This window comes from Cohnella sp. WQ 127256, from assembly GCF_024519285.1.
Classification (GTDB): Bacteria; Bacillota; Bacilli; order Paenibacillales; family Paenibacillaceae; genus Cohnella.
Map to the genome: position 1 here is coordinate 736,652 of NZ_JAMZCY010000001.1, position 23,093 is coordinate 759,744.

Genomic DNA, 23,093 nt, shown 5'->3' on the forward strand with positions numbered 1-23,093 from the left:
ATGTGGAGAATCTGGTGGGAAACCTCTGGAGGAAGAATTGCGGGGGTTGCGGCGGGTCTCTTATTCGGTATTATTTATTTAATATGTGGATTCTGGGACATGCTGTTCTGCGCTTTGCTCATTGGCATCGGATATTGGATTGGAAAGCACAAGGATGAACGACGGGGACCGCTTTTTCCGTGGGAAAGATTGACGGAATGGGCTTCGGACCGTTGGCCTTGGTCACGATAATCCCTGTGAATGTTCTTGCCCAGGCTGGAACGGTGGAGCGCGTATGGTGGCTCTGCAGCTTCCTATGGAATAGATGCTTCATGGGTTTTTTTGTTTTTTATTGTTTCCGTTCGAATAAAGTAAGGTTTTAGCTTTTTTGCACCATAATAAAGGAAACAGAGCTAGTACGATATGTAGCATTCAGGAGGACTCATGAAGCGCAGACTTGCAAGGGAAATTGTGGTACAAAGCCTGTACCAGATAGAGATGAACGGCGTGACGGGTGATGAAGCCGTCAATATTGTGATGGAAGAAGCACGTCAAGACAACGAAATGGGCACAGATGTAGCTGAATTGGCTAGCATCGATGCTTTCACGCGCGAATTGGTTAAAGGAGTTCAAGACAATCAAGACATTATTGATCAAAGTCTTGTTGCTTATTTAACGGGATGGCAAGTAGATCGTCTTTCTAGAGTTGATCGGCAAATTTTAAGATTAGCTGTGTACGAACTAAAATTCTGCCAAGATGTACCCCCTAAGGTCGTCATCAATGAAGCGATTGAAGTCGCCAAGCATTTCGGTTTAGACGAGAATGGGAAGTTCGTGAACGGTGTTCTCGGACGGATGCTACGGGAAAGAGAAGAAGAGCAATCAAAGGAGAGTAACTAGTCGTGAGCGCACAAATCATTAACGGGAAACAGATTTCGGATTCTATCCGTGAGGAAATGCGACAGGAAGTTGAGCAGTTGAAGCAACAAGGGATCACGCCTGGACTTGTTGTTATTCTCGTTGGAGAAGACCCTGCTTCTCAAGTATATGTTAGGAATAAAGCAAAAGCTTGTGAACAGCTTGGCTATTATTCAGAAGTGATCAGAGTTCCATCAGAAACAACACAGGACGAGCTCCTTCGTTTAATTGACCAATACAATAAACAAATTAATATTCATGGCATTTTGGTACAGCTTCCTTTGCCGAAGCATATCGAAGAGAAAGCAATCATTGATGCAATATCCGTAGAAAAGGATGTTGATGGCTTCCATCCGGAGAGCGTCGGTAATCTCATGATCGGTGACGATGCTTTATTGCCTTGTACACCTTCTGGGGTCATCGAACTGCTTAAGAGAACGGGGAATGCACCTGCTGGGAAGCATGCCGTTGTTATTGGCAGAAGCAATATTGTAGGTAAACCAGTGTCGATGCTGCTGCTTCGTGAGAATGCAACGGTAACAATCTGTCATTCCCGTACTCCGAATTTATCGGAAATGGCTCGCCAAGCGGATATTCTAGTCGTAGCCGTAGGTGTAGCTAAGCTAGTGAAGAAGGAATGGGTTAAACCGGGCGCTGTTGTCATCGACGTAGGGATGAACCGTTTGCCAGATGGCAAGCTTTGCGGTGACGTTGATTATGAAGATGTACTCGACGTGGCTGGCTGGGTGACTCCAGTTCCAGGTGGTGTAGGACCTATGACGATCACGATGCTAATGGCGAACACGTTGAAGTCCGCTAAACGCACTCAAGGATAGAAAGGGGCCACAGAATGGAACCGGCGCGCGCGTTAAGCATTCGCGATATTAATCGCCTCATTAAGATGAAGCTTGAAGGCGACTCCGGACTCCAAGACATCTGGCTCAGAGGCGAAATTTCCAATTTTACTTTCCATTCCAGCGGTCACATGTATTTCACGCTGAAGGACGAAGGCGCAAGACTTAAATGTATCATGTTCGCCTCCTACAACCAGCGGCTTCCTTTCTCTCCTAAAGACGGAATGAAGGTGTTGGCTCGCGGAGGCATCTCTGTCTATGAGAGAGATGGGCAGTATCAATTTTATGCGACTGCCATGCAGCCGGATGGGATTGGTAGTCTCTATCTTGCATTCGAGCAATTAAAGAGGAAGCTTGACGCTGAAGGACTTTTTCATGCGGGAGTTAAACGACCTCTACCCCAGTATCCGCGTACTGTAGGAATTATTACATCACCAACGGGTGCTGCAGTCCGAGACATCATGATTACATTAGAGCGTCGTAATCCGGGTGTACATGTGCTGTTATATCCTGTTGTGGTACAAGGAAAGAATGCTGCTCCAGCTATTGTTAAAGCTATTCAAGCAATGAATGAACTAGCTGAGGCTGATGTGTTGATTGTTGGTCGCGGTGGTGGTTCCTTAGAGGAGCTATGGGCGTTTAATGAAGAAGCGGTCGCTAGGGCAATTAGAGCCTCTTCTATTCCAGTGATATCCGCTGTTGGTCATGAGACAGACTTTACGATAGCTGACTTTGCTGCTGATTTGAGAGCACCAACACCTACGGCAGCAGCTGAATTAGCGGTCATGCACGTAGGAGAGCTTAAGCAAGGCCTCGTCCACCTGGAGCAGAAAATGGCGAAATCGCTTAGCGGTCTTCTCAATAAAGCCAAGGAACGTTGGCAGCATGCGGCTAGATCCCCTTACTTTATTCAACCTCGCCGGAGTCTTCTTGTTCAGGCTGAACGATTGGATAGGCTAAGAGATACTTTGCACTACAGAATGCGAGCACAATCGGCTATATCGAAAGAAAAGCTATCCCGACTTAATGGTAGACTGTACGCAGTTAATCCGAGCCAGCAGATTGCTTTTGCCCGCAAACGTATCAAGTCCGCTACGCATGGTTTAGAGCTTTCCATGAATGGAATTTTGCGTCAGCGACACAATCAATTCGGATCGCTTGTTCGTCACTTAGATGCGCTAAGTCCTCTTAAAGTAATGGCACGGGGATACAGCTTAGTCTATGATGAGAAAGAGCAAACTCTAGTTCGTTCCATTAAAGAAGTGCAGCCTGGAGATTTAATCCATGTGCGCTTAGGAGATGGGAAATTGGATTGTCAAATATGGGGGATTCACGGGGAGGAAAGCTCAAGTGGCTAAGAAGAGTTCGGGATCGACGGACAGCTCTGCTATCGACAATACCACTCCCGCTATCACGTTCGAGCAGGCAATGGAAACTTTGGAAACGATCGTATCCAAGCTAGAGAGCGGCGATGTGCCTCTAGAAACCGCAATAGAGCTCTTTCAAGAAGGGATGTCTCTTTCCAAATTATGCGGGCAAAAGCTAGAGCAAGTGGAGCGCCGTATCGAAATGCTGGTTGAAGGCGATGCGGGATTGCAACGTAAACCTTTTGCAGCAACGAAAGATGAAGATTAAGCTTCGGAAGACAAAGGGGTAACCACGTGACAACTTCGGTAGGAATACATACATATTTGGAACAGCAACGTGAAAGAGTGGAAACAGCGCTAAAATCAGTCTTTCCGACAAATGGTTTTATTCCCACTCAGCTTCGGGAAGCGATGGACTATTCTTTATTAGCTGGAGGGAAACGGCTACGTCCTATTTTCGTGCTGGCAGCATCACAGGCGGTATCAGGTGAGGAGCAAGCATCCGAACGGGCACTGCCCTTTGCGTGCGCTGTAGAGATGATCCATACTTATTCGCTAATTCATGATGATTTGCCGGCCATGGACAATGATGATTATCGTAGAGGCCGATTAACGAATCATAAAGTGTTTGGTGAAGCCATGGGGATACTCGCTGGTGATGGTTTATTGACGCATGCCTTTCATGTTGTAACAAGAGCCGCAGCGAGTGGGGTTCCTCCAGAGCGTGTGCTTGCAGTCGTCCAGGAGTTATCTGCATTAGCTGGAGTCCAAGGGATGGTTGGCGGTCAGGTGGAAGATATGCTTGGGGAACAAGGCGTCACCACATTAGAGCAGCTGGAAAACATTCATTTACATAAAACAAGTGATCTGATCGCGTTCTCTCTTAGAGCTGGTGGACATGCAGCAGATGCAGATAATAAGCAGTTGGATGCGTTCGGCTTGTACGGTCGTAATGTTGGCTTAGCGTTTCAAATTCAAGACGATATTCTTGATCTAACTGGAACGACGGAGAAGCTGGGCAAGCCGGTGAAGAGTGATGAGCGTCAGGAGAAGGTCACCTACCCGTTCCTGCTTGGAATGGATGAAAGTCGCAAGCGAGTTGCTCGGCTAACGAATGAAGCGAATGAAACTTTGCTTCAAGCAGGGCTTGCTGCACCGGATAGATTAATCGAAATTGCAAATTATTTGTTAAGTAGGGATCACTAAATGTTCCATCCACCCCAATCGTGTCGAGGAATAGCTCGTATGAGATTGGGGTTTGTTATAACTTGGAGATCAATTGTACTTGCAGACTAATGTTGTTGTAATTTGGGCATTGTTTGGGGATATGATATAATAGCGATAATATTCACTTGGGGAAAGCGGGGAAGATCTCTTGCTGCTCGATCATATCGACAGTCCTACCGACTTAAAAAAATTGACGTTACCCGAACTTCCTCTGTTAGCTGAAGAAGTTCGACAATTCCTAATTCAAAAATTATCTGCTACTGGAGGTCATCTTGCCCCGAATCTGGGTGTAGTTGAGCTCACTTTGGCGTTGCATTATAGGTATAACAGTCCTCAGGACAAATTTATCTTTGATGTCGGACATCAAGCTTACGTGCATAAGATCTTAACGGGACGTCAAAATAGATTCGATACGTTGCGCCAGAAAGACGGATTATGCGGCTTTGTGAAGCGGAATGAAAGCGAACATGATGTCTGGGAAGCGGGTCATAGCAGTACTTCTTTGTCCGCAGCGATGGGGATGGCTTTGGCTCGTGATCTGAAGGGTGAATCCAACAGAGTCATCGCAGTCATTGGTGACGGTGCACTTACCGGGGGTATGGCACTTGAAGCTTTAAATCATATCGGCCATGAGAAACGTAAATTGATGGTCGTGCTTAATGATAACGAGATGTCCATTGCTCCGAATGTGGGGGCTATTCATAATTATTTAGGCAAGGTCAGATCGGAGAAGATCTATCGTAAAGCTAAGGATGAGCTTGATTGGCTACTACGTAAAGTTCCGGCGATTGGTGGTAAGCTTGCTACTACGGCGGAACGCGTTAAAGACAGCTTGAGATACCTCATTGCTCCGGATGGTATGCTGTTCGAAGAATTTGGCTTGAAATATTTCGGACCTGTTGATGGTCACGATGTCAATAAACTGATGGAAACCTTCAAACAAGCAGACAGTGTTGATGGACCCGTATTGGTACATGTACTGACGGTGAAAGGCAAAGGTTATTCTCCAGCAGAAGAAGATTCTCATAAGTGGCATGGCGTAACAGGCTCTTACAAGATTGAGTCAGGTCAAGTCGTTAAGCCTGTTGGTCCTCCGATGTACACTGAAGTATTCGGTAACACTTTAATCGAGCTTGCGGAATCAGATAAGCGGATTGTTGCAGTAACTCCAGCGATGCCTGGCGGCTCCGGTCTTCTGAAATTTGCTGAGAAATTTCCAGATCGGATGTTTGACGTCGGAATCGCTGAGCAACATGCGGCTACGATGTCAGCGGCGATGGCAATGGAAGGCATGAAGCCGGTATTTGCGGTCTATTCAACTTTCCTTCAGCGGGCATACGATCAAGTCGTCCATGACATCTGTCGGCAAAATCTAAATGTGATTTTCGCAATAGACCGGGCTGGCTTCGTTGGAGCCGATGGCGAAACTCACCAAGGGGTTTATGATATTGCGTTCTTAAGACATATTCCAAACATGGTACTGATGATGCCTAAGGATGAGAATGAGCTTCGGAATATGCTGAAAACAGCGGTTGAATATGAAGACGGTCCAATCGCACTTCGTTATCCTCGTAATGCGGGAACAGGTGTGGCCATCGATTCTGAGATGACTCCGATTGAGATCGGAACTTGGGAAACGGTTTGTGAAGGTGATTATGCAGCAGTGCTAGCAATCGGACCGATGGTGCAGGTTGCAATAGAAGCATCTGAGCTGCTGAAGCGTGAAGGAATTAATATTCGGGTCATTAACGCAAGATTCGTCAAACCCTTAGATGAGAAAATGCTTCAAGCCCTTGTTAAGGAACGGTTACCTCTCGTCGTGGTCGAAGAGGGATCTGTCCAAGGCGGGATGGGGAGCGCGATCCTCGAATATTATTCAACACAATCCATTCAGCCAGCTTCGATTCATATCGCTGGTGTTCCAGATATTTTCATCGAGCACGCAACAATTAAGGAACAACGTGCGGAAAGTGGCCTGACGGCTGAAGCTATCGCTAAACAACTGGCTTCGCTCCCCGTACGTAAGAGGCAGAAGGCAACTTAATGGAAAAAACAACAGTCACGAAAGAACGACTTGACGTTCTGCTGCTTGAGCTTGGTTATTACGAGAGCAGGGAAAAGGCAAAGGCTGCCATCATGGCCGGACTTGTATTCATTGGTACGGAAAGCGTAGATAAAGCAGGGACTAAGGTTCCAAGAGATGCAGCCATAACGGTCAAAGGCTCGTTGCACCCTTACGTCAGCCGAGGCGGCTTGAAGCTGGAAAAAGCGATCAAACATTTTGACTTGCAGCTACAAGATGCCATTATGCTGGATATCGGTGCTTCAACTGGCGGGTTTACGGATTGTGCTCTTCAGAACGGTGCTTCATTCGTCTATGCAGTGGATGTTGGCTATAATCAGCTTGATTGGTCCTTGCGTCAAGATGAACGAGTTCAAGTGCTGGAGCGTACGAACTTCAGACATATGACGATGGAGCAGCTGGAAGGACCAAGACCCGTCTTCGCTACGATCGACGTCTCATTTATTTCGCTAAGACTAATTTTGCCGGTGCTCGCCACTTTATTGGAATTAGGTGGACAGACCGTTGCCTTAATCAAGCCTCAGTTTGAAGCAGGAAGAGAGCATGTGGGTAAATCAGGGGTCATTAGAGATCCTGCTGTGCACACCAGCGTACTTCATCAAGTGCTGACAGCCGCGAATAAGCTTGGTTTTGAGCTCAAGGGTCTCACCTATTCTCCAATTACAGGTGGAGAAGGGAACATTGAATTTCTTGCTTACTGGCAATTGTCACAGCAAGGGACTCCATTGCCGGAAATCCCAGACGATGCGCTCGATAAACTTATAAATCAAACGGTCGAAGAGGCTGGATCGACCTTCCGTCGATGATCATTATTTTTTTATAAGATTGCCCCGTTGACCGGAGCTGCCGAAGAACGGCCGGAGAAGATGAACCGGTCGTGTGGCATCTCCGGTTTTTTTTTTCACCTAAAATCGATCAACCAAGTTCCCCTAAAGAGGAAATTCATACATCAATCTCGAAAGAAAAGAGAGCAAGAGCATCAAAACACAACATGTCCACACAGCCTGCTTTTCCTCCGTTCGCGAAATGATCTAGGAGGTAGTATCGGTATGGATAGGCTCGGTGATTGGGTTATTATGCTGGCTGCTGCGGGGATTATGGTGTGGTGGGTTGTTAGAAGAATTGATCGATGGCTGCATGAGCCTCCAGGATCAAGGCTAAGAAAGCTTGCGCTTGCTGGTGGAGTCGACCAGGATGATACTGTCCTACTGTTACAGGAGCATGGCTATGAAGTGCTTTCAGGTAAACACCGTATTCCGCTTGGGGTTGTGCTGGACGATGGACCCGTTATGTCCACGCGGCTATATTTTGATTATTTGATTACGAAGGAAGATAAGTATTATTTAGTAAAGCTCGAGCGAGCGAGACAGCCTATGGAATGGACTGCAAGCGGCTTGCGTGAACAATTGCTCGTATATGCATTAATGTTCCCAGATTGCGACGGAATCGTCATTGTTCTTGCTCAGGAACAGCAAATAAAAACGGTACGATTCAAAGTGGAGGCTGGCGAGGAATGAAAGGGAAACGTCAACGTAAAATTCGTGAATTAATTAGTACACGTGAAATTGAAACGCAAGAGGAGCTAGTTGAAGCGCTCAGTATGGAAGAGATGCATGTTACGCAAGCAACGGTATCGCGTGATATTAAAGAGCTACAGCTTATTAAAGTCCCACTTGAGGATGGTCGATATAAGTATTCATTGCCACAGGACCAACGATTCAATCCCTCACATAAGCTAAAACGTGCTTTGCTTGATCATTTCATTGGTGCGGAAGCTGCGGAAAATTTGGTTGTATTGAAATGTTTGCCCGGTACAGCTGGTACAATTTCCTCTTTAATCGACGGAATGGAATGGCCAGAAATAATTGGGACGATCGGCGGCGACGATACAACATTAATTATTAGTAAATCAAAAAGCCATGGAGAAGACGTGTTAAAACGGATATCCGATATGATGCACTAACCTAACTTGACGAGATTAAGGAGGCTATTTATGCTTCGGGAATTATCCATCCACAACTTAGCAGTTATCGAAAATGTATCCGTTAATTTTCATTCGGGATTTCATGTTCTTACGGGTGAAACTGGGGCTGGTAAATCGATCGTCATCGACGCTTTGACATTAACAGCAGGAGGTCGTGGCTCCGCAGAAATGATTCGCCATGGCTGCGATCGAGCAGATATTGAAGCGGTATTCGATTTGCCACGACAGCATCCCGTTTGGGCGACGCTTCAGCGCTTAGGTATCGAAGCGGACAAAGAAGAAACCTTGCTTATCCGTCGTGAGCTGCTGTCTCATGGCAAATCATCTGCAAGGATTAACGGCCAAAGCGTTACCTTAACGATGCTAAGAGAGATCGGAGAACATCTTGTTAATATCCATGGACAGCATGAGCATCAGTCGTTACTTCGGACCGATAAGCATTTGGAGTGGTTGGATCTCTTTGCGGGAGAAGATATCCATGAAGAAAAATCTACATATCGTAAATTGTTTCAGCAGTATCAAACGGTTAGCAGAGAGCGAAGAGAGCTGGAAGAAAAGTCGCGTCAAGGCATGCAAATGCTCGACCTCTATCGTTTTCAATTGGAAGAAATTTCAGCTGCCCGGCTTAAAGCGGGAGAAGATGAATCCCTTGCTGATGAAAGACGCAAACTAGCCCATGCGGAGAAATTAACAGATGCCGTAACAGAGGCTTATGATCTTCTATATGGCTCCAAAGGATTACCAGCACTTTCACGTGCCTTAACGCGTCTGCAAGACATTGTCAAAGTAGATCCGACGACGCTACAACCGATTGTTGAACAATTGCAATCCTCGTATTACGGTGTGGAGGATAGTGCATTCCAATTACGCGACTACAAAGAAGGCATCGAATTTAACCCACAGCGTCTCATGCAGATCGAACAACGTTTAGATCTTCTTCATAGCTTGAAGCGCAAATACGGTGAGACGATTGAAGATGTATTGAATTATCAAGCTCGAATTAAAGGTGAAACGGATCAGCTTGATAATCGGGATGAGCTGCTCAAGGATCTAGCGACGAAAGAAGTAGCTCTGCATAAAGAAATTCAAGCCCAAGCAGAGAAGCTGACTTCAATAAGAAGATCAGCATCACGGGTTCTCTCGCGTAAAATTGAACAAGAGCTAACCGAATTACAAATGAGTCGTTCTGTTTTTGAGGTTAAGCTAGGTACAGTAGCTCTTACGAGTACGGGAGCAGATAGTGCTGAATTCGTTCTCTCCACAAATCCTGGTGAACCACCGAAGCCTTTAGCTAAAATTGCATCGGGAGGCGAAATGTCGCGGGTTATGTTGGCGCTTAAAGCGATTTTTGCTCAAATAGATGAAATTCCGGTTTTGGTGTTCGATGAAGTGGACACAGGCGTAAGTGGAAGAGCAGCTCAGGCAATCGCTGAGAAGCTGTCGTTACTGTCGAGCCACTGTCAAGTATTCGCGATTACGCATCTGCCTCAGGTCGCCTGTATGGCTGATCACCAGTATGAGATCTACAAGCAGATAACAGAGCAAGACCGTACTCAGACTTCCGTAACGGAGCTTACAGCGGCTCAGAGAGTGGAAGAATTGGCTAGAATGCTGGGTGGAGTGGAAGTGACGGAAAAAACCCGCCATCATGCTCAAGAAATGCTTAGTTTGGCTCAGCAACAAAAAAACGCGTAGTATCGCGAAAAATCAAATGAAAGGAAGCTTTTTGACAACATAAAAGTGGCACAGCACGGTTACCTTATAGGTACGTTATCGGCGACAGAAAAAAGAGCCGATTCAGACTGTAGGGGAGCGTGAGAACTTGTATCAGAAACACTCCAGGAAGCGTCGCATAGGTCTCGTTGCTGTTATTATGCTGTGTATTGCCGTATGTTCTGCTCCTTTTCAACATTTTGCGAAATTTCCTAATCAATTAAGGCTTTTTCAAGGACAAGCGGTATCCCTACATTATGCGATGCCGGTTCATGCGCAAGGGAGCTTAAATCCAAGTGTTGCTGAAATTAACGGGAGCAACGATGCTCAAGTGCGGGTCGACTTAAGACAGCCTTTATCTATTCAACCCAAGCATAGCGGCGTAACAGATCTTAAACTTAAGCTGTTTGGTAAAATTCCTTTTAAAACCGTTCGTCTTCAAGTTATTCCTGATTTACGGGTCATTCCTGGAGGACAGACCATTGGTGTCAAAGTTAAATCTGCTGGCATTATGGTTGTGGGTCATCACCTGGTCCAGACGAAAAGCAATGCTAAGACTTCTCCTGGCGAGGAAGCAAAATTAAGGCTTGGAGATCTAATCGTCGAAATTAACGGGAAGCCGTGTAACGATATTTCGAAAATCGCCTCTTTTGCTGAGACGGCAGGTCGCAATGGAGATCATCTGAAATTATTAGTACAAAGAGGCAAGGAAAGATTCAAAACGAATTTAACACCTGCTTATGATGAAGAAGATAAAGCTTGGAGATTGGGTCTGTATATTCGTGATTCGGCTGCTGGAGTCGGTACATTAACATTTTACGCGCCTGATCAAGGTGTATATGGGGCATTAGGGCATGTCATTACGGATATGGATACACAAACTCCGATCGTTATCGGAAGCGGCGAAATTTTACAGTCGAACGTAAATTCGATTACGAAGAGTCAAAGTGGTGAGCCAGGTGAGAAGAGAGCGGGTTTTATTAAAGGAGGTAAAACACTTGGCAACGTGGAGCGGAACACTCCTTTCGGCATCTTTGGTCAAATGAAGCAAATACCGGAGCATTCATACAACCCTGAGCCAATGCCTGTCGCTTTTGCAGAGGAAGTCAAAGAAGGTCCAGCCCAAATATTGACGGTAATCGATAAGCAGAAGGTGGAAAGCTTCAATATTGAAATTGTTCATGTATCCAAGCAATCATCACCAGCGACTAAAGGAATGGTTATTAAAATCACAGATCCTAAGCTGTTGGAGCGTACGGGTGGGATCGTTCAAGGCATGAGCGGCAGTCCAATTATTCAAAATGGAAAATTAGTTGGTGCAGTTACACATGTATTCGTTAATGATCCTTCTTCGGGTTATGGTTGCTTTATTGAATGGATGCTTCAGGATGCTGGCATCATGCTCAACCCAGAACAAGCGACATCTAAGGCGGTTTAACGCCTTAGATTTTGTCAATTTGAGCAAGTTTGACTACTTGTCGAAAATGTACGAATATAATCATGATTTATCATGATTTGACAGGTCATGACGCAAATTATTAATTATATTCGATTTTAATAAATAAATAAAGTTTTTTTTTTATTTTCAGAAGGAATACAGAATGGCAATGTCGAAAACGGATAAACAGAGAAACGATAAGCGTTTTTCGTCATTAAATTTTGCACAGAGAAAGGGAGGACCAGACATTGCCACGGATAGAAGTGTTCCTAGCAGACGACAACCGAGAATTTACGAATTTGTTATCAGAGTACATCCAAGAGCAGGATGATATGACGGTCATCGGAGTGGCGTACAACGGAGAAGAGGTCATCCGTCAACTGGAGGAAACACAAAGGGTTCCGGATGTCATGATCCTAGATATTATTATGCCGCATTTAGATGGACTTGGCGTCCTTGAAAAATTGCGGGATATCAATTTATCTCCAATGCCCAAAATTATTATGCTCACAGCTTTCGGACAAGAGAACATTACACAGCGTGCGGTACAACTTGGCGCTTCATACTACATACTAAAACCGTTCGATATGGATGTTCTAGCTAATCGGATCCGGCAGCTTGCAGGTAATTCCGTGTCCTCATCCGTCACGACATCTTCCAGTGGTAGTCTCCACAACCGTTCGAACATTGTACAAATCGGTAAGCCCAAAAATCTCGATGCTAACATCACCAGCATCATCCATGAGATTGGGGTTCCGGCACATATTAAAGGCTATCAGTATTTGCGTGAAGCTATTACGATGGTTTACAACAACATCGAAATTCTTGGCGCAATTACGAAAACGCTCTACCCGGCAATTGCCGAAAAATTCAAAACAACGCCTTCCCGCGTTGAACGCGCTATCCGCCATGCGATTGAAGTCGCTTGGACGCGTGGTAACATCGACAGCATTAGCCATCTGTTTGGCTACACGATCAATATTAGCAAGTCAAAGCCTACCAATAGCGAGTTCATAGCTATGGTTGCAGACAAGCTACGGATTGAGCATAAGGTGAGCTAGTTGTAGATTTATGTTGATGTGGTTGGGTTCGTGATTTTTTGGCAGATTTTAACATCCAGAACAATTTTGGCGGTTAATATCTGAAATACTCGATTCCAAACCGATAAATTTCCATGTAGCATACCAACTAATACCGTTATTCATTGGGTTTGCAAAAACCCAATGAATAACGGTATTTTTTATGACTGATATTGAATTTCAGGTAGAACAATCTGACTAATCGAGTCAGGTTTGTAAGAACCCTAAAGCATTCAAATAGATAAATGAGGTACTCCAGAGCCATTGGTTATCAACCAGTGATCAAGGATTACCTTTTTTTGTTGACCAGATTAGAAAACGGTTTCATTCAGTTAGATATTTGTTTACAAATTACGAACCGCGAATGGAATAGCGGAAACATGTACCCATCCCATCTCCGTGTTGCAAGCAATTAGAATAAAGGAAGGGAATCGTAGTAAACGCTTTCAAACCAATTGGCGTTCATCGTCGGTTGACACAACAGGGGGGATAACATGAAGCCGGTTCTAAACAATAATCTACCAAAATCTGTAGCCATCAAAAGCGGACGAATTAGTGAACGCTATCGGCTATTTTTGTACGCATCACCTTTACTCTTACTCGTCTTATTATTTAGCTACTTACCTTTGTACGGTTGGGTATACGCCTTCTTCAATGTTCGACCAGGGTTCAGCTTATTTTCTTCCGAGTTCGTAGGGTTAAAATGGTTCCGTTCACTAGTATCTAATCCGACACAGACGGCGGAAGTCGTTAGAGTCATGAAAAACACGATGGCAATGAGTACGTTGGGCATTGTCACTTCTATTTTTCCGGTTATCTTCGCCATTCTCCTAACTGAAATTAGATCAAAAAGGTTTAAAAAGTGGGTGCAAATTCTTACGACGCTCCCTAATTTCATAAGTTGGGTTCTCGTCTTCTCGATAGCATTCATGTTGTTATCGGTGGACAGCGGAATCATCAACAAAATAATGATCAGCCTTGGGATTCAGGATGCGGGCATCAATTACTTGGCTTCGGACAGTTACATTTGGCTCAAAATGACCTTATGGTCCCTTTGGAAGGGACTTGGCTGGGGAGCTATCTTATACATAGCAGCCATTTCGTCGATCGATCAAGAGCTGTATGATGCGGCGAAGGTGGATGGTGCAGGTCGGTTCAGACTGATGTGGCACATTACGCTACCTGGTGTTATGCCAACGTATTTCGTGCTGCTCCTTCTGTCCATTGCCAACTTCATTAATAACGGCTTAGAACAGTATTACGTATTCCAGAATCCGATCAACAAAAACTCAATCGAGGTACTGGACCTTTACGTTTATAATATCGGATTGCTCGGATCTAACTTCTCATTTGCTACAACTGTCAGCATGCTTAAATCCTTGATCAGTATTATGCTTTTATTTTTCGCTAACCGGCTATCCAAGCTGGTTCGTGGAGAAACCATCATCTAACAGAACAGGAGGAGCATCATCATGGAACTTCAACGAACGAACGGCGATCGATTGTTCTCCGTGTTTAACTATACTTTCTTCGCATTATTTACGTTTCTGTGCGTTTTTCCTTTTTATTATTTGTTCATACAGACGATCAGCGGCAATGACTTAAGTGCGCGTGGACTGGTTACTTGGTATCCAAAGGACATTCATTTAACGAATTATCTCGAGGTATTGAAGATTAAAGGACTCTCTCATGCAGCATTGGTTTCCGTCGGTAGGACGGTAATCGGTACAATCCTGACGGTTCTAGGCTCAGCATTCCTAGGGTTTCTCTTCACGAAGCGACGGATGTGGGGGAGAAAATTCTGGTATCGCTTTGTAGTCGTTACGATGTACTTTAATGCAGGTATTATTCCTTGGTATATCATCATGATGAACTTGCACATGACAAACAACTATCTTGCCTATATATTGCCAGCGATCGTCTCTCCTTTTTATGTGATTCTGATCAAAACATTCGTTGAATCCCTGCCAGATGCGTTACAGGAATCAGCTGAGCTTGATGGAGCAGGCATCATGACCTTGTTCGTTCGGATCGTGTTTCCGTTAATCTTGCCGATTGCGGCAACGACAGCGATCTTCTCTGCGGTCGCTCAATGGAACTCCTTTATCGATACCGTCTTCCTGATGACCGAAGCGAAATATCATACTTTGCAATATGTACTTTTGAAATATTTGAATGAGTCGAATTCACTCGCTTCCATTATCCGATCACAAGGAACAAGTAATGTCGACTTGACGAACTTGCAAACACCTAATTCGATTAGAACTACGGTGTCCATGTTCGTGGTCATTCCGATCCTGCTTGTCTATCCGTTTTTCCAACGCTTCTTCGTGAAAGGCATTATGATCGGGGCTGTGAAAGGATAACGAACGATTTTTTATTAAGGGTGGTGATGCTGGGCGGGTGAGGATCGCTAGTTATTAGCAATAAAATACTGAAGCAACATCATTAAAGGGAGGCAAACCGCGTGGCTTCATTTAGAAAATCAATTTTCATCATCTTATCCGTTATACTTGCTGTTTCACTTGCAGCATGTTCCTCTGGAAACAATAATAAACCAGAGGCGGGAGCATCCTCTTCAGCACCAGCAGCACCATCCGCGTCTGGAGAGGTTAGCCCATCAGCAGAACCATCTCCTGAGCGTGAAGAGCTTACACTTGATGTATTTTCCATGACAGCGAACTTCTCCGGCGAACAGCCTGGCTGGTTTGCAAAAGTGGTAAAGGACAAATTCAACATTAAGCTGAACATCATTGCATCTCAACTTGAAGGCGGCGATGCGAAATTCAGCACGATGATGGCTTCTGGCAATTTAGGAGACCTAGTTATTTTCGGCGGATCTGACCAGAAGTGGTTGGACGCAATCGATGCTGGGATGCTTCTGGATTTTAATAAAGATGGATTGCTAGAAAAGTATGGTCAAAACATGCTGAAAAATGCACCGAAGGCACTAGAGAAAAATAAAGTAAACTTCGGTAAAGGGACGAGCATTTATGGTATCGGCTTTGATGTTGGTCCGGATCAAGCGGGTCCTTCCGAAGCTAAAGAGCTGAATGCCCATCCGAATTTACGTTGGGACCTGTATGAAAAGGCAGGCCGTCCAGCAATCAAAACGATGGAAGATTATTTGCCAGTGTTGAAGAAAATGCAGGAATTGCAGCCTAAGAGTGATTCAGGCCGTCCAACCTACGCATTCTCGATGTGGGGCGACTGGGATGGCAACATGATGATGCATTCGAAAGCTTGGTCCACATTGTACGGCTTTGAAGAAGGAGACGGATTTAATCCAGGTGGCTTCTCGCTGATCTCCGCTGACAAGGATGAAGTACAAGGTATCCTTGATGAAGATGGTCTCTATTTGAGAGCACTGAAGCTCTACTACGATGCTAACCAAATGGGTCTTGTGGATCCAGACTCATTAACACAGAAGTTCGATGATGCGCAGAACAAAATGAAAGATGGACAAATCTTGTTCTCTATGTTCGCATGGCAGGATGATATGTATAGCACACCTGAGCGTCTAGCTGAAGGTAAAGGCTTCCATCTTGTTCCGTTCGAAGAAGAACGCAATTTCTCCAATGGCTTTAATCCTTATGGTGGAGATCGCTTCTGGTCCATTGGCTCGAAGACGAAGCATCCTGAACGTGTTATGGAATTTATCGACTGGTTATACACTCCTGAAGGTTACATGACTTCCAATTATGGTCCTGAAGGCATGGTCTATGAACTGAAAGACGGTAAACCGGTATTAACAGCACTTGGTGAGCAAGCATTACCTTCAAACGATACACCGATCCCAGAGGAATTCGGTGGCGGTAACTGGAAAGACGGACGCAGCCAATTGATAAACTCCTTCAAATTCACATCCGTGAACCCAGACAATGGGGAGCCTTACGACTATCAGCTTTGGTCATCAGAGCTTGCAAAGGTTACTAACAAAGTGGATGAGAACTGGACTAAAGCGATGAACGCGAGCTCTGCAAAAGATTGGCTAGAGAAAAACAATAGGCTGGCCATTCAAAAACCAATCTTCACAGGTACAGCTCCAGTCGTTATTTCTGCTGATTTAGAGCAAAAGAGAGGCCAAATCGCACCGATCATCAAGGAATATTCTTGGAAAATGATATTCGCTAAAAACCAAGCAGATTTCGACAAGCTGAAAAAGCAAATGATCGATAAAGCAAAAGGTCTTGGCTACGATGAAGTTCTTGCATTCAATGTTGAGCAAAACAAAAAGGTATTCGAATACCGTAAAAACAGCTAATTAACTGCTGCGAAAGGGTATGAGAGACACCGCTCTCAGCGGGATCTTTCATACCCTTTCTACATTTACCTGTTTCTTGATGTCGAATGAACTGGTAACATAGGAGAAGTAAGCGATTCCATCGGGAAGGGGATAACCGATTTGTCCGTATTGCGCTATATTCGTAAGATACCTCATCCGTTCAAATCGGGCACTCTGAGACGTACACTAGTGATCTATTTGCTGATCGCATGTTTATTTCCACCGATCATTTTTTCCGGGTATACATATTCCACTTCCTTATCTATTCTTACTCACAAAATCAAGGCGGGAATCGACGCTAGCTTAAAGCAAGAGGCGACTGGACTAGAAAATGTGTTTAACAACCTGGACTTCGTATCTAAGCAATTTGCTCTTGATGGGCAAACCGCTGAACGTGTGAATGAATATTTGAACACCGTGAAGGTGACTGAGAAAGCTGAAATTATGAAAGATATTGAAGAGAGTCTAAACGTCGTCAATTTTACAAATCCGAATTTGGGGTTGACGGTTTATTATAATCCGCAAGCGAAAAACCCGATTCTATTTACGAACTTAGCTGTGAGCACCGAATTTGGGGTTTCCAACCTGCCTAACTTCGTTAGATACAATGGAGCGATTTATTTCGGACCTCACCAAACCCAATATAAGAACAGTGAGAATATTGTGTTTTCGTCTTTAAGAGAGGTGAGAACGGACGGCGAACAACCTGTCTATATCTACTTGGAATCCAACAATAATTTATTCCGTCAAATCATGAATAGCCAATCTAACGAAACTTACGGAATGAAGGTATCACATTATTTAATTAATGAGGCTGGCTTAGCATTTTACGCAGATGATGGTGAAGCTCCATTCGATGCACAATCGTTGAAGTGGGAAATGGCAGCTTCAGGTGACCAACTACATGAAGGGCAGTACTTATTCGGATATGAGAGTCCGCAGGGCTGGAAGCTAGTAACAGCAGTAGATCAAGGCGTCTTTAATCATGAGATTAATGTGTGGATATGGCGGATGGCTGTTCTGTTCATTGTCACCTCTGCCTTTGCGGTTTTCTTAGCAACGATGGTCTGGCGCAAGGTGTATGGATCTCTACGCAAGGTGAATAGAGAAATTGTCAGAATGACAGGTGAACGAGAAGCGCCGGTTAGCTTAACAAACGTGGAAGAATTTGATCAGCTTTTGCGCAACTTCCAAGTGATGAAAACGACTGTTAATGAGTTAATTAGTGAAATTGCGAGTAATGAGCGATTGAAGGGTCAATTAGAGATGGAGAAGCTACTAAGCCAGATCAATCCTCATTTCCTCCACAATACATTGAATACGGTTCAATGGCTCGCCCGCTCCAATGGCCAGGACGATATCGATAGACTCTTAACCTTGCTCGTCCAAGTGCTGCATTATAATATGGGTAAGCAAAGCTTGATCGTAACGGTTCGCGATGAAATAGAGGCACTTAAAAAATATATAGAGCTTCAAGGCTTCCGATATGAAGGGGAGCTTGATTTCGATATTCAGATCGAGGAGGAGACGCTAAATCTCCCCATCCCTCGATTTTTACTACAGCCGTTAGTGGAGAACGCCATTTATCATGGAAAAAATGAGGAGCATGGCATCATTCAGATTTCGACACTTATGACGAGTCAGGGTAAGCTGCGATTGGAAGTAAAAGACAATGGACCGGGTATAGACGAGGATACTGTCCAGCGATTAATAGGCGCTTCGGGAGAACCCCCTATACTCGGGATGGGCATTGGGCTTAAATATGTTCGTAGCTTACTTGAACGTTATTATGGAAATGAAGAGTTGCTGATCATTCAAAGTAAACCCGGTGAGGGGACAATTCTATCTGTAGAAATACCGAACGACATCAAGGAGGAACGCTATGATCAACGCATTAGTGGTTGATGATGAGAAGCTAGTACGTAAAGGCTTCATCGCGATAGCCGATTGGCAGGCTTTCGACATTCATATTGTTGGAGAAGCGAAGGATGGCAACTCTGCTTTAGCGATGCTCGGCAAGCACGAGGTTGACTTGCTGTTCGTGGATATTAGTATGCCAGGGATGTCTGGCTTTGAATTAATGGAGCAGGTGCGCAACCGATATCCTAAAATCAAAGCTGTTGTGCTTACCTGTCATCACGAATTTGATTACGTTCAAGAAGCTCTACGGCTGGGTGCCATTGATTACATCGTTAAAACGCTGCTTAACCGTAACAATGTCTCGGAGACGATTAATCGGATCTTAAAGCGTCTTTCATGGGAATCCAGGGAATCCGTTGTGTCAGCTACGATTGCTAGCACGTTCTCTGGCGCCGCAGTGTTTTGCTCTTTCGATAGTGTGCCACATAAAGAGATTCTGACAGACGAACTTCCCGCTAGCTTACGTGCTTCCCCATTAGATCATGCGGTATGGATGGCTCCACTCCACAATACGGATTCAGCTGATTGGCTGAGAGAGCTACCAGACAGTGTGAAGGACCAATGGCAAGCTATACATATCGCTACTTCGGCCAAATTCACTCTGCCGGAAGCAGAAGCGGCAATCGTTAGTGGGCTTCGTCCTTATGTATTTTATTGGACCAAGACAGAGCCTCTTACAATCATTCGTTTGGAGGATCTCGATACGGATCATGGATCGAGATCCATAGAGGACGAATGCAAGGAATTACGTAACGAGTTAGACAATATGAAGTGGCTGTTATACGGTAAGGATTGGAAGGTTTTAATCGATAAAATCGAAGAAACCAAGCCGAATCCCGATCAGTTACTTGCTCTAATCCAACAGTTAGCCAATGATTGGTTGCTTTATTTCGAATGGGACGAAGACAGCTTAGAGCATTGGACACCTGAGCAGAAACCGCGAAGCTGGAAGCAGGTAAAGGGCTGGCTTTCTGACATGGCTACGAATGTTCAGCGAAGAATGGTAGAGATGTCTTTGTCGCGAGAGGTTGTTGTTTGTCTGCTTCAGGCGATGGTCTATATGAAGCACAATAGGTGGACCGATTTGAATCAAAATGCAGTCGCTCATCAAATCGGAATGAGCCGAAGCTACTTCAGCCAATGCTATAAGAAATTTACGGGAATGTCGTTCGGAGATACCCTTCGGAAGATGAGAGTGGAGTATGCGAAGGAGCTTCTACTGCATACAGATTTATCCGTTTACGAAATTGCAAGTCGGATCGGATTTGAGGATGACAAACATTTCAGTCGGGTATTCCGAGAACGGGTGGGGCTGTACCCAACGGAGTTTCGGATGCAGCGAGATACAAGGGGGTAAGATCAAATGGCAACAATGCGAATAGCGGGAAGGCACCGGTTAGGGTTAGCTCTCTGTGTCTGTTCGTTGCTTGTCACCCTCGCAACGGGTTGTTTTCAGTCGAATGGTTCTGATGAGCAGCAAGTCGTAGAAGATAAGGCATTCGCTCCTTATGAGCCATCGATCATGCTCAAGATCGCTTATTCTTATTCCGATATCGTTCTGCCTGAGGGAGATTTGCGTGACGATCACTTCTTGACCCGTTACCTCAAGAAGAAGACTGGAATTAACATTAAGTATGAATGGGAAGCGGGCGGGGAAGAGCAATATAAAAGCAAGCTAGATCTAGCCATCCGAAGTAATGATCTTCCAGATGCATTCATTGTCGACCGGGAGCAGTTCCGGAAGCTCATCCAACGTGATATGATCGAGAATTTAACCGCATATTACGATCCCTATGCATCTAAGCTAGTGAAATCCATATACGATGCAACAGAAGGAAAGGCGCTTAAGGAAGCTTCTGTCGATGGCAAGATATACGGGATGCCGAACGTGGCTATTGAAGCGGACTCCCCGAGCTATGTCTGGGTGAGGCAGGATTGGTTGGATAAGCTAAAGCTACCTGCTCCTCGGACATTGGATGATATTGAGAAAATTGCAAGTGCATTTATAATGCAGGATCCAGACGGTAACGATAAGGCCGATACGATTGGCATTCCCGTCGATAATGTGCTCGTCTTTGGGGATAAGAAGGGTGTACATGGATTAAATGGTGTATTCTCTTCCTATCATGCCTTTCCGAAAAACTGGATTCGTGATGAGAGTGGGAATATCGTTTATGGTTCGATCCGTCCGGAAGCGAAAATTGCCTTGGATCGACTTGCAATGTGGTATAAAAAAGGAATAATCGATCATGATTTTGTATTACGTAAAGAGATACTAGACGTCATAGAATTAAATCAAACGGGTATTATTTTTGGACCATGGTGGGCGCCTAATTGGCCTTTGAGTAGCTCAGTGTCGAAGGATACGAAGGCGGAATGGCGCGTATATGCGGCACCGGTAGATAGCAATGGAACATTCATGACGAACAGTTCCCCTACAACAGACCGTTACTTAGTCGTTCGTAAGGGATATCCACATCCAGAGGCTGCTTTAAAGGTCATGAATGTCCTAACCCAGCTCGAAAGAAACCAAGATCCGAATATGCTTGAGGTAGAGAAGCTGAGGACGACAGCCGCGCAGTTAGGGACACAGCTTCGCAATTATTATCCGTTTGACCTGTTGCTAGATTATCCGGATGTAATTGAGAAACGCTACGATTTGTTGGACCAGGTTATGAAAGGCGAGCGAGATCCTGAAAGCTTGGACCCAGAAACGAAATCCATATATAAAGACATTTTACTTGAACATAATGCACCACGTAAAAATATGGATGCTTGGAGCATCTCCCAAATTGCATTGTTGGGAGGAGCGGTTAGTAAGCAGCCCATGGTTAAGAAGGAAAGCTTATTTTATGGCACGACCCCAACAATGGAACAGCGCTGGGCTAATCTTCAGCAGATGGAGCACGATACCTACTTGCAGATTATTACGGGGGATTTGCCTATTGATGCCTTCGACTCGTTCGTGGAGAAGTGGAAGAACGATGGTGGGGATCAAATAACAAAGGAAATATCCGAGCTTACAGATGCACAATGATTCGTTGCAAATAACCTGATGGATAGGGATAGGATGAGCTTGCTTAAGGCTGGTAACAGCTAAAGGCAAGCTTTTTTTGTTCGTCAAGGAGAGAAAATGGTTGGTGAGGGTAGGAATTTGGTTTAGTTATTACCGACGATTGTCTCTCAGCGCAGAGCGCCTTTCACTCTCAACAACACCAAGGGATGGATTACAATGAAAGCGCAAACAAGACAATAATGATCGACAGGGGACGAGGAAATGAGATCACCTTCTACAAATGTTGCCCATGTGACGGATCATGGTTCTGGGCCAAGGCGGGGAATTCCGAACAAATATAAATTGTTTCTAATGGCATTCCCTTTTCTAGTCACAACTTTTATTTTTTACTACTTGCCGATTAGTGGATGGATTTATGCTTTCTATGATTATACGCCTGGCATTCCTTTGTCCGATACGGAATTCGTCGGATTCAAATGGTTCAAGTCGATTGTAGCCAATCAGACGCAGATGGAAGAAGTGCTGCGGGTGTTGAAAAATACGGTCGCTATGAGCGCACTCGGTATTATTACTTCCGTATTCCCCGTCGCATTTGCCATATTGCTATCAGAAATCAAGACGAGCTGGTTTCGTAGATTCGTTCAGACGTTAACGACAATCCCGAACTTTATTAGCTGGATTCTCGTGTACGCACTGGCATTTACACTGTTCTCGGTGGATAACGGGGTCGTCAATACGCTTCTTATCAAGCTTGGAATTATCGAGGAAGGTATTAATTTCCTAGCTACGAACTCGAATATCTGGTTAACGATGATCGCTTGGTATTGGTGGAAATCGCTAGGCTGGGGAGCCATCCTGTATCTTGCTGCGATTACTGGGATCGATCAGGAATTGTACGAGGCTGCTGAAGTGGATGGAGCTAATCGCTTCCGGAAAATATGGCATATTACGGTTCCAGGTATTATCCCAACCTTCTTCGTACTCCTCATTCTATCAATCGGAAATTTCATCAATAATGGCGTTGATCAGTACTTTGCCTTTCAGAATGCAATGAACAAGGATTCCATTGAGGTGCTCGATTTGTATGTTTACAACATCGCGTTTGCCAACAATTTTCCGTTTGCAACCGCTGTAAGCATGCTTAAATCAGTTGTCAGCGTATTCCTGCTGTTCATGGCTAACTCATTGTCTAAGCTCGTGCGAGGCGAAACGATTATTTAACGGAGGGAC

The 23,093-nt window shown here is 44.8% G+C and carries 20 protein-coding genes; all 20 read left to right on the forward strand.

Annotated elements, in window-relative coordinates:
- The 20 genes from M1K58_RS02965 (at nucleotide 1) to M1K58_RS03060 (ending at nucleotide 23,084) form a co-directional block, all read left to right on the forward strand.
- Nucleotides 1-231: a DUF2273 domain-containing protein gene (locus M1K58_RS02965; RefSeq protein WP_256757172.1), complete on the forward strand. Its 231-nt coding sequence runs from the start codon at nucleotides 1-3 to the stop codon at nucleotides 229-231.
- Between the two features lie 192 nt (nucleotides 232-423).
- A complete protein-coding gene (gene nusB, locus M1K58_RS02970) occupies nucleotides 424-879 on the forward strand; it encodes a transcription antitermination factor NusB (RefSeq protein ID WP_256757173.1) in 456 nt (151 codons plus the stop codon).
- 2 nt (nucleotides 880-881) lie between these two features.
- On the forward strand, nucleotides 882-1,733 hold the full coding sequence (folD, locus tag M1K58_RS02975) for a bifunctional methylenetetrahydrofolate dehydrogenase/methenyltetrahydrofolate cyclohydrolase FolD (protein WP_256757174.1): 852 nt from the start codon (nucleotides 882-884) through the stop codon (nucleotides 1,731-1,733).
- Nucleotides 1,734-1,747: 14 nt separating this feature from the next.
- Nucleotides 1,748-3,109 carry an exodeoxyribonuclease VII large subunit gene (gene xseA / locus M1K58_RS02980; protein WP_256757175.1) on the forward strand — a complete coding sequence of 454 codons (1,362 nt, stop codon included), beginning with the start codon at nucleotides 1,748-1,750 and terminating at the stop codon, nucleotides 3,107-3,109.
- A 31-nt stretch (nucleotides 3,110-3,140) separates the two neighbouring features.
- Nucleotides 3,141-3,386 carry an exodeoxyribonuclease VII small subunit gene (gene xseB, locus M1K58_RS02985; protein WP_256758215.1) on the forward strand — a complete coding sequence of 82 codons (246 nt, stop codon included), beginning with the start codon at nucleotides 3,141-3,143 and terminating at the stop codon, nucleotides 3,384-3,386.
- A 26-nt stretch (nucleotides 3,387-3,412) separates the two neighbouring features.
- Nucleotides 3,413-4,324 (forward strand): polyprenyl synthetase family protein, encoded by a 912-nt coding sequence (locus M1K58_RS02990; RefSeq protein ID WP_256757176.1) that lies wholly within the window; start codon nucleotides 3,413-3,415, stop codon nucleotides 4,322-4,324.
- 169 nt (nucleotides 4,325-4,493) lie between these two features.
- On the forward strand, nucleotides 4,494-6,389 hold the full coding sequence (gene dxs, locus M1K58_RS02995; protein WP_256757177.1) for a 1-deoxy-D-xylulose-5-phosphate synthase: 1,896 nt from the start codon (nucleotides 4,494-4,496) through the stop codon (nucleotides 6,387-6,389).
- The gene (locus tag M1K58_RS03000) at nucleotides 6,389-7,234 is read left to right on the forward strand and encodes a TlyA family RNA methyltransferase (protein WP_256757178.1); all 846 of its coding nucleotides are present in this window, start codon (nucleotides 6,389-6,391) and stop codon (nucleotides 7,232-7,234) included. The genes dxs and M1K58_RS03000 overlap by 1 nt, the downstream gene beginning before the upstream one ends.
- A 243-nt stretch (nucleotides 7,235-7,477) precedes the next feature.
- Nucleotides 7,478-7,945, forward strand: a complete 468-nt coding sequence (locus M1K58_RS03005) for a hypothetical protein (RefSeq protein WP_256757179.1) — start codon at nucleotides 7,478-7,480, stop codon at nucleotides 7,943-7,945.
- A complete protein-coding gene (gene ahrC, locus M1K58_RS03010) occupies nucleotides 7,942-8,391 on the forward strand; it encodes a transcriptional regulator AhrC/ArgR (RefSeq protein WP_256757180.1) in 450 nt (149 codons plus the stop codon). Before M1K58_RS03005 ends, ahrC begins: the two co-directional genes overlap by 4 nt.
- A 30-nt stretch (nucleotides 8,392-8,421) precedes the next feature.
- Nucleotides 8,422-10,107, forward strand: a complete 1,686-nt coding sequence (recN, locus tag M1K58_RS03015) for a DNA repair protein RecN (protein ID WP_256757181.1) — start codon at nucleotides 8,422-8,424, stop codon at nucleotides 10,105-10,107.
- Between the two features lie 127 nt (nucleotides 10,108-10,234).
- On the forward strand, nucleotides 10,235-11,563 hold the full coding sequence (spoIVB, locus tag M1K58_RS03020) for a SpoIVB peptidase (RefSeq protein WP_256757182.1): 1,329 nt from the start codon (nucleotides 10,235-10,237) through the stop codon (nucleotides 11,561-11,563).
- Between the two features lie 248 nt (nucleotides 11,564-11,811).
- Nucleotides 11,812-12,624: a sporulation transcription factor Spo0A gene (spo0A, locus tag M1K58_RS03025; protein WP_256757183.1), complete on the forward strand. Its 813-nt coding sequence runs from the start codon at nucleotides 11,812-11,814 to the stop codon at nucleotides 12,622-12,624.
- Between the two features lie 512 nt (nucleotides 12,625-13,136).
- Complete coding sequence (locus M1K58_RS03030; RefSeq protein ID WP_256757184.1) at nucleotides 13,137-14,093, forward strand: ABC transporter permease; 957 nt, start codon at nucleotides 13,137-13,139, stop codon at nucleotides 14,091-14,093.
- A 21-nt stretch (nucleotides 14,094-14,114) separates the two neighbouring features.
- The gene (locus tag M1K58_RS03035; RefSeq protein WP_256757185.1) at nucleotides 14,115-15,008 is read left to right on the forward strand and encodes a carbohydrate ABC transporter permease; all 894 of its coding nucleotides are present in this window, start codon (nucleotides 14,115-14,117) and stop codon (nucleotides 15,006-15,008) included.
- 101 nt (nucleotides 15,009-15,109) lie between these two features.
- Nucleotides 15,110-16,906: an extracellular solute-binding protein gene (locus M1K58_RS03040; RefSeq protein ID WP_256757186.1), complete on the forward strand. Its 1,797-nt coding sequence runs from the start codon at nucleotides 15,110-15,112 to the stop codon at nucleotides 16,904-16,906.
- Nucleotides 16,907-17,047: 141 nt separating this feature from the next.
- The gene (locus M1K58_RS03045; RefSeq protein ID WP_256757187.1) at nucleotides 17,048-18,832 is read left to right on the forward strand and encodes a sensor histidine kinase; all 1,785 of its coding nucleotides are present in this window, start codon (nucleotides 17,048-17,050) and stop codon (nucleotides 18,830-18,832) included.
- Nucleotides 18,810-20,204 carry a response regulator gene (locus tag M1K58_RS03050; RefSeq protein ID WP_256757188.1) on the forward strand — a complete coding sequence of 465 codons (1,395 nt, stop codon included), beginning with the start codon at nucleotides 18,810-18,812 and terminating at the stop codon, nucleotides 20,202-20,204. Before M1K58_RS03045 ends, M1K58_RS03050 begins: the two co-directional genes overlap by 23 nt.
- 6 nt (nucleotides 20,205-20,210) lie before the next feature.
- Nucleotides 20,211-21,884, forward strand: a complete 1,674-nt coding sequence (locus M1K58_RS03055; RefSeq protein ID WP_256757189.1) for an extracellular solute-binding protein — start codon at nucleotides 20,211-20,213, stop codon at nucleotides 21,882-21,884.
- A gap of 240 nt (nucleotides 21,885-22,124) precedes the next feature.
- Nucleotides 22,125-23,084, forward strand: a complete 960-nt coding sequence (locus M1K58_RS03060) for an ABC transporter permease (RefSeq protein ID WP_256757190.1) — start codon at nucleotides 22,125-22,127, stop codon at nucleotides 23,082-23,084.
- Nucleotides 23,085-23,093: the final 9 nt, after the last annotated feature.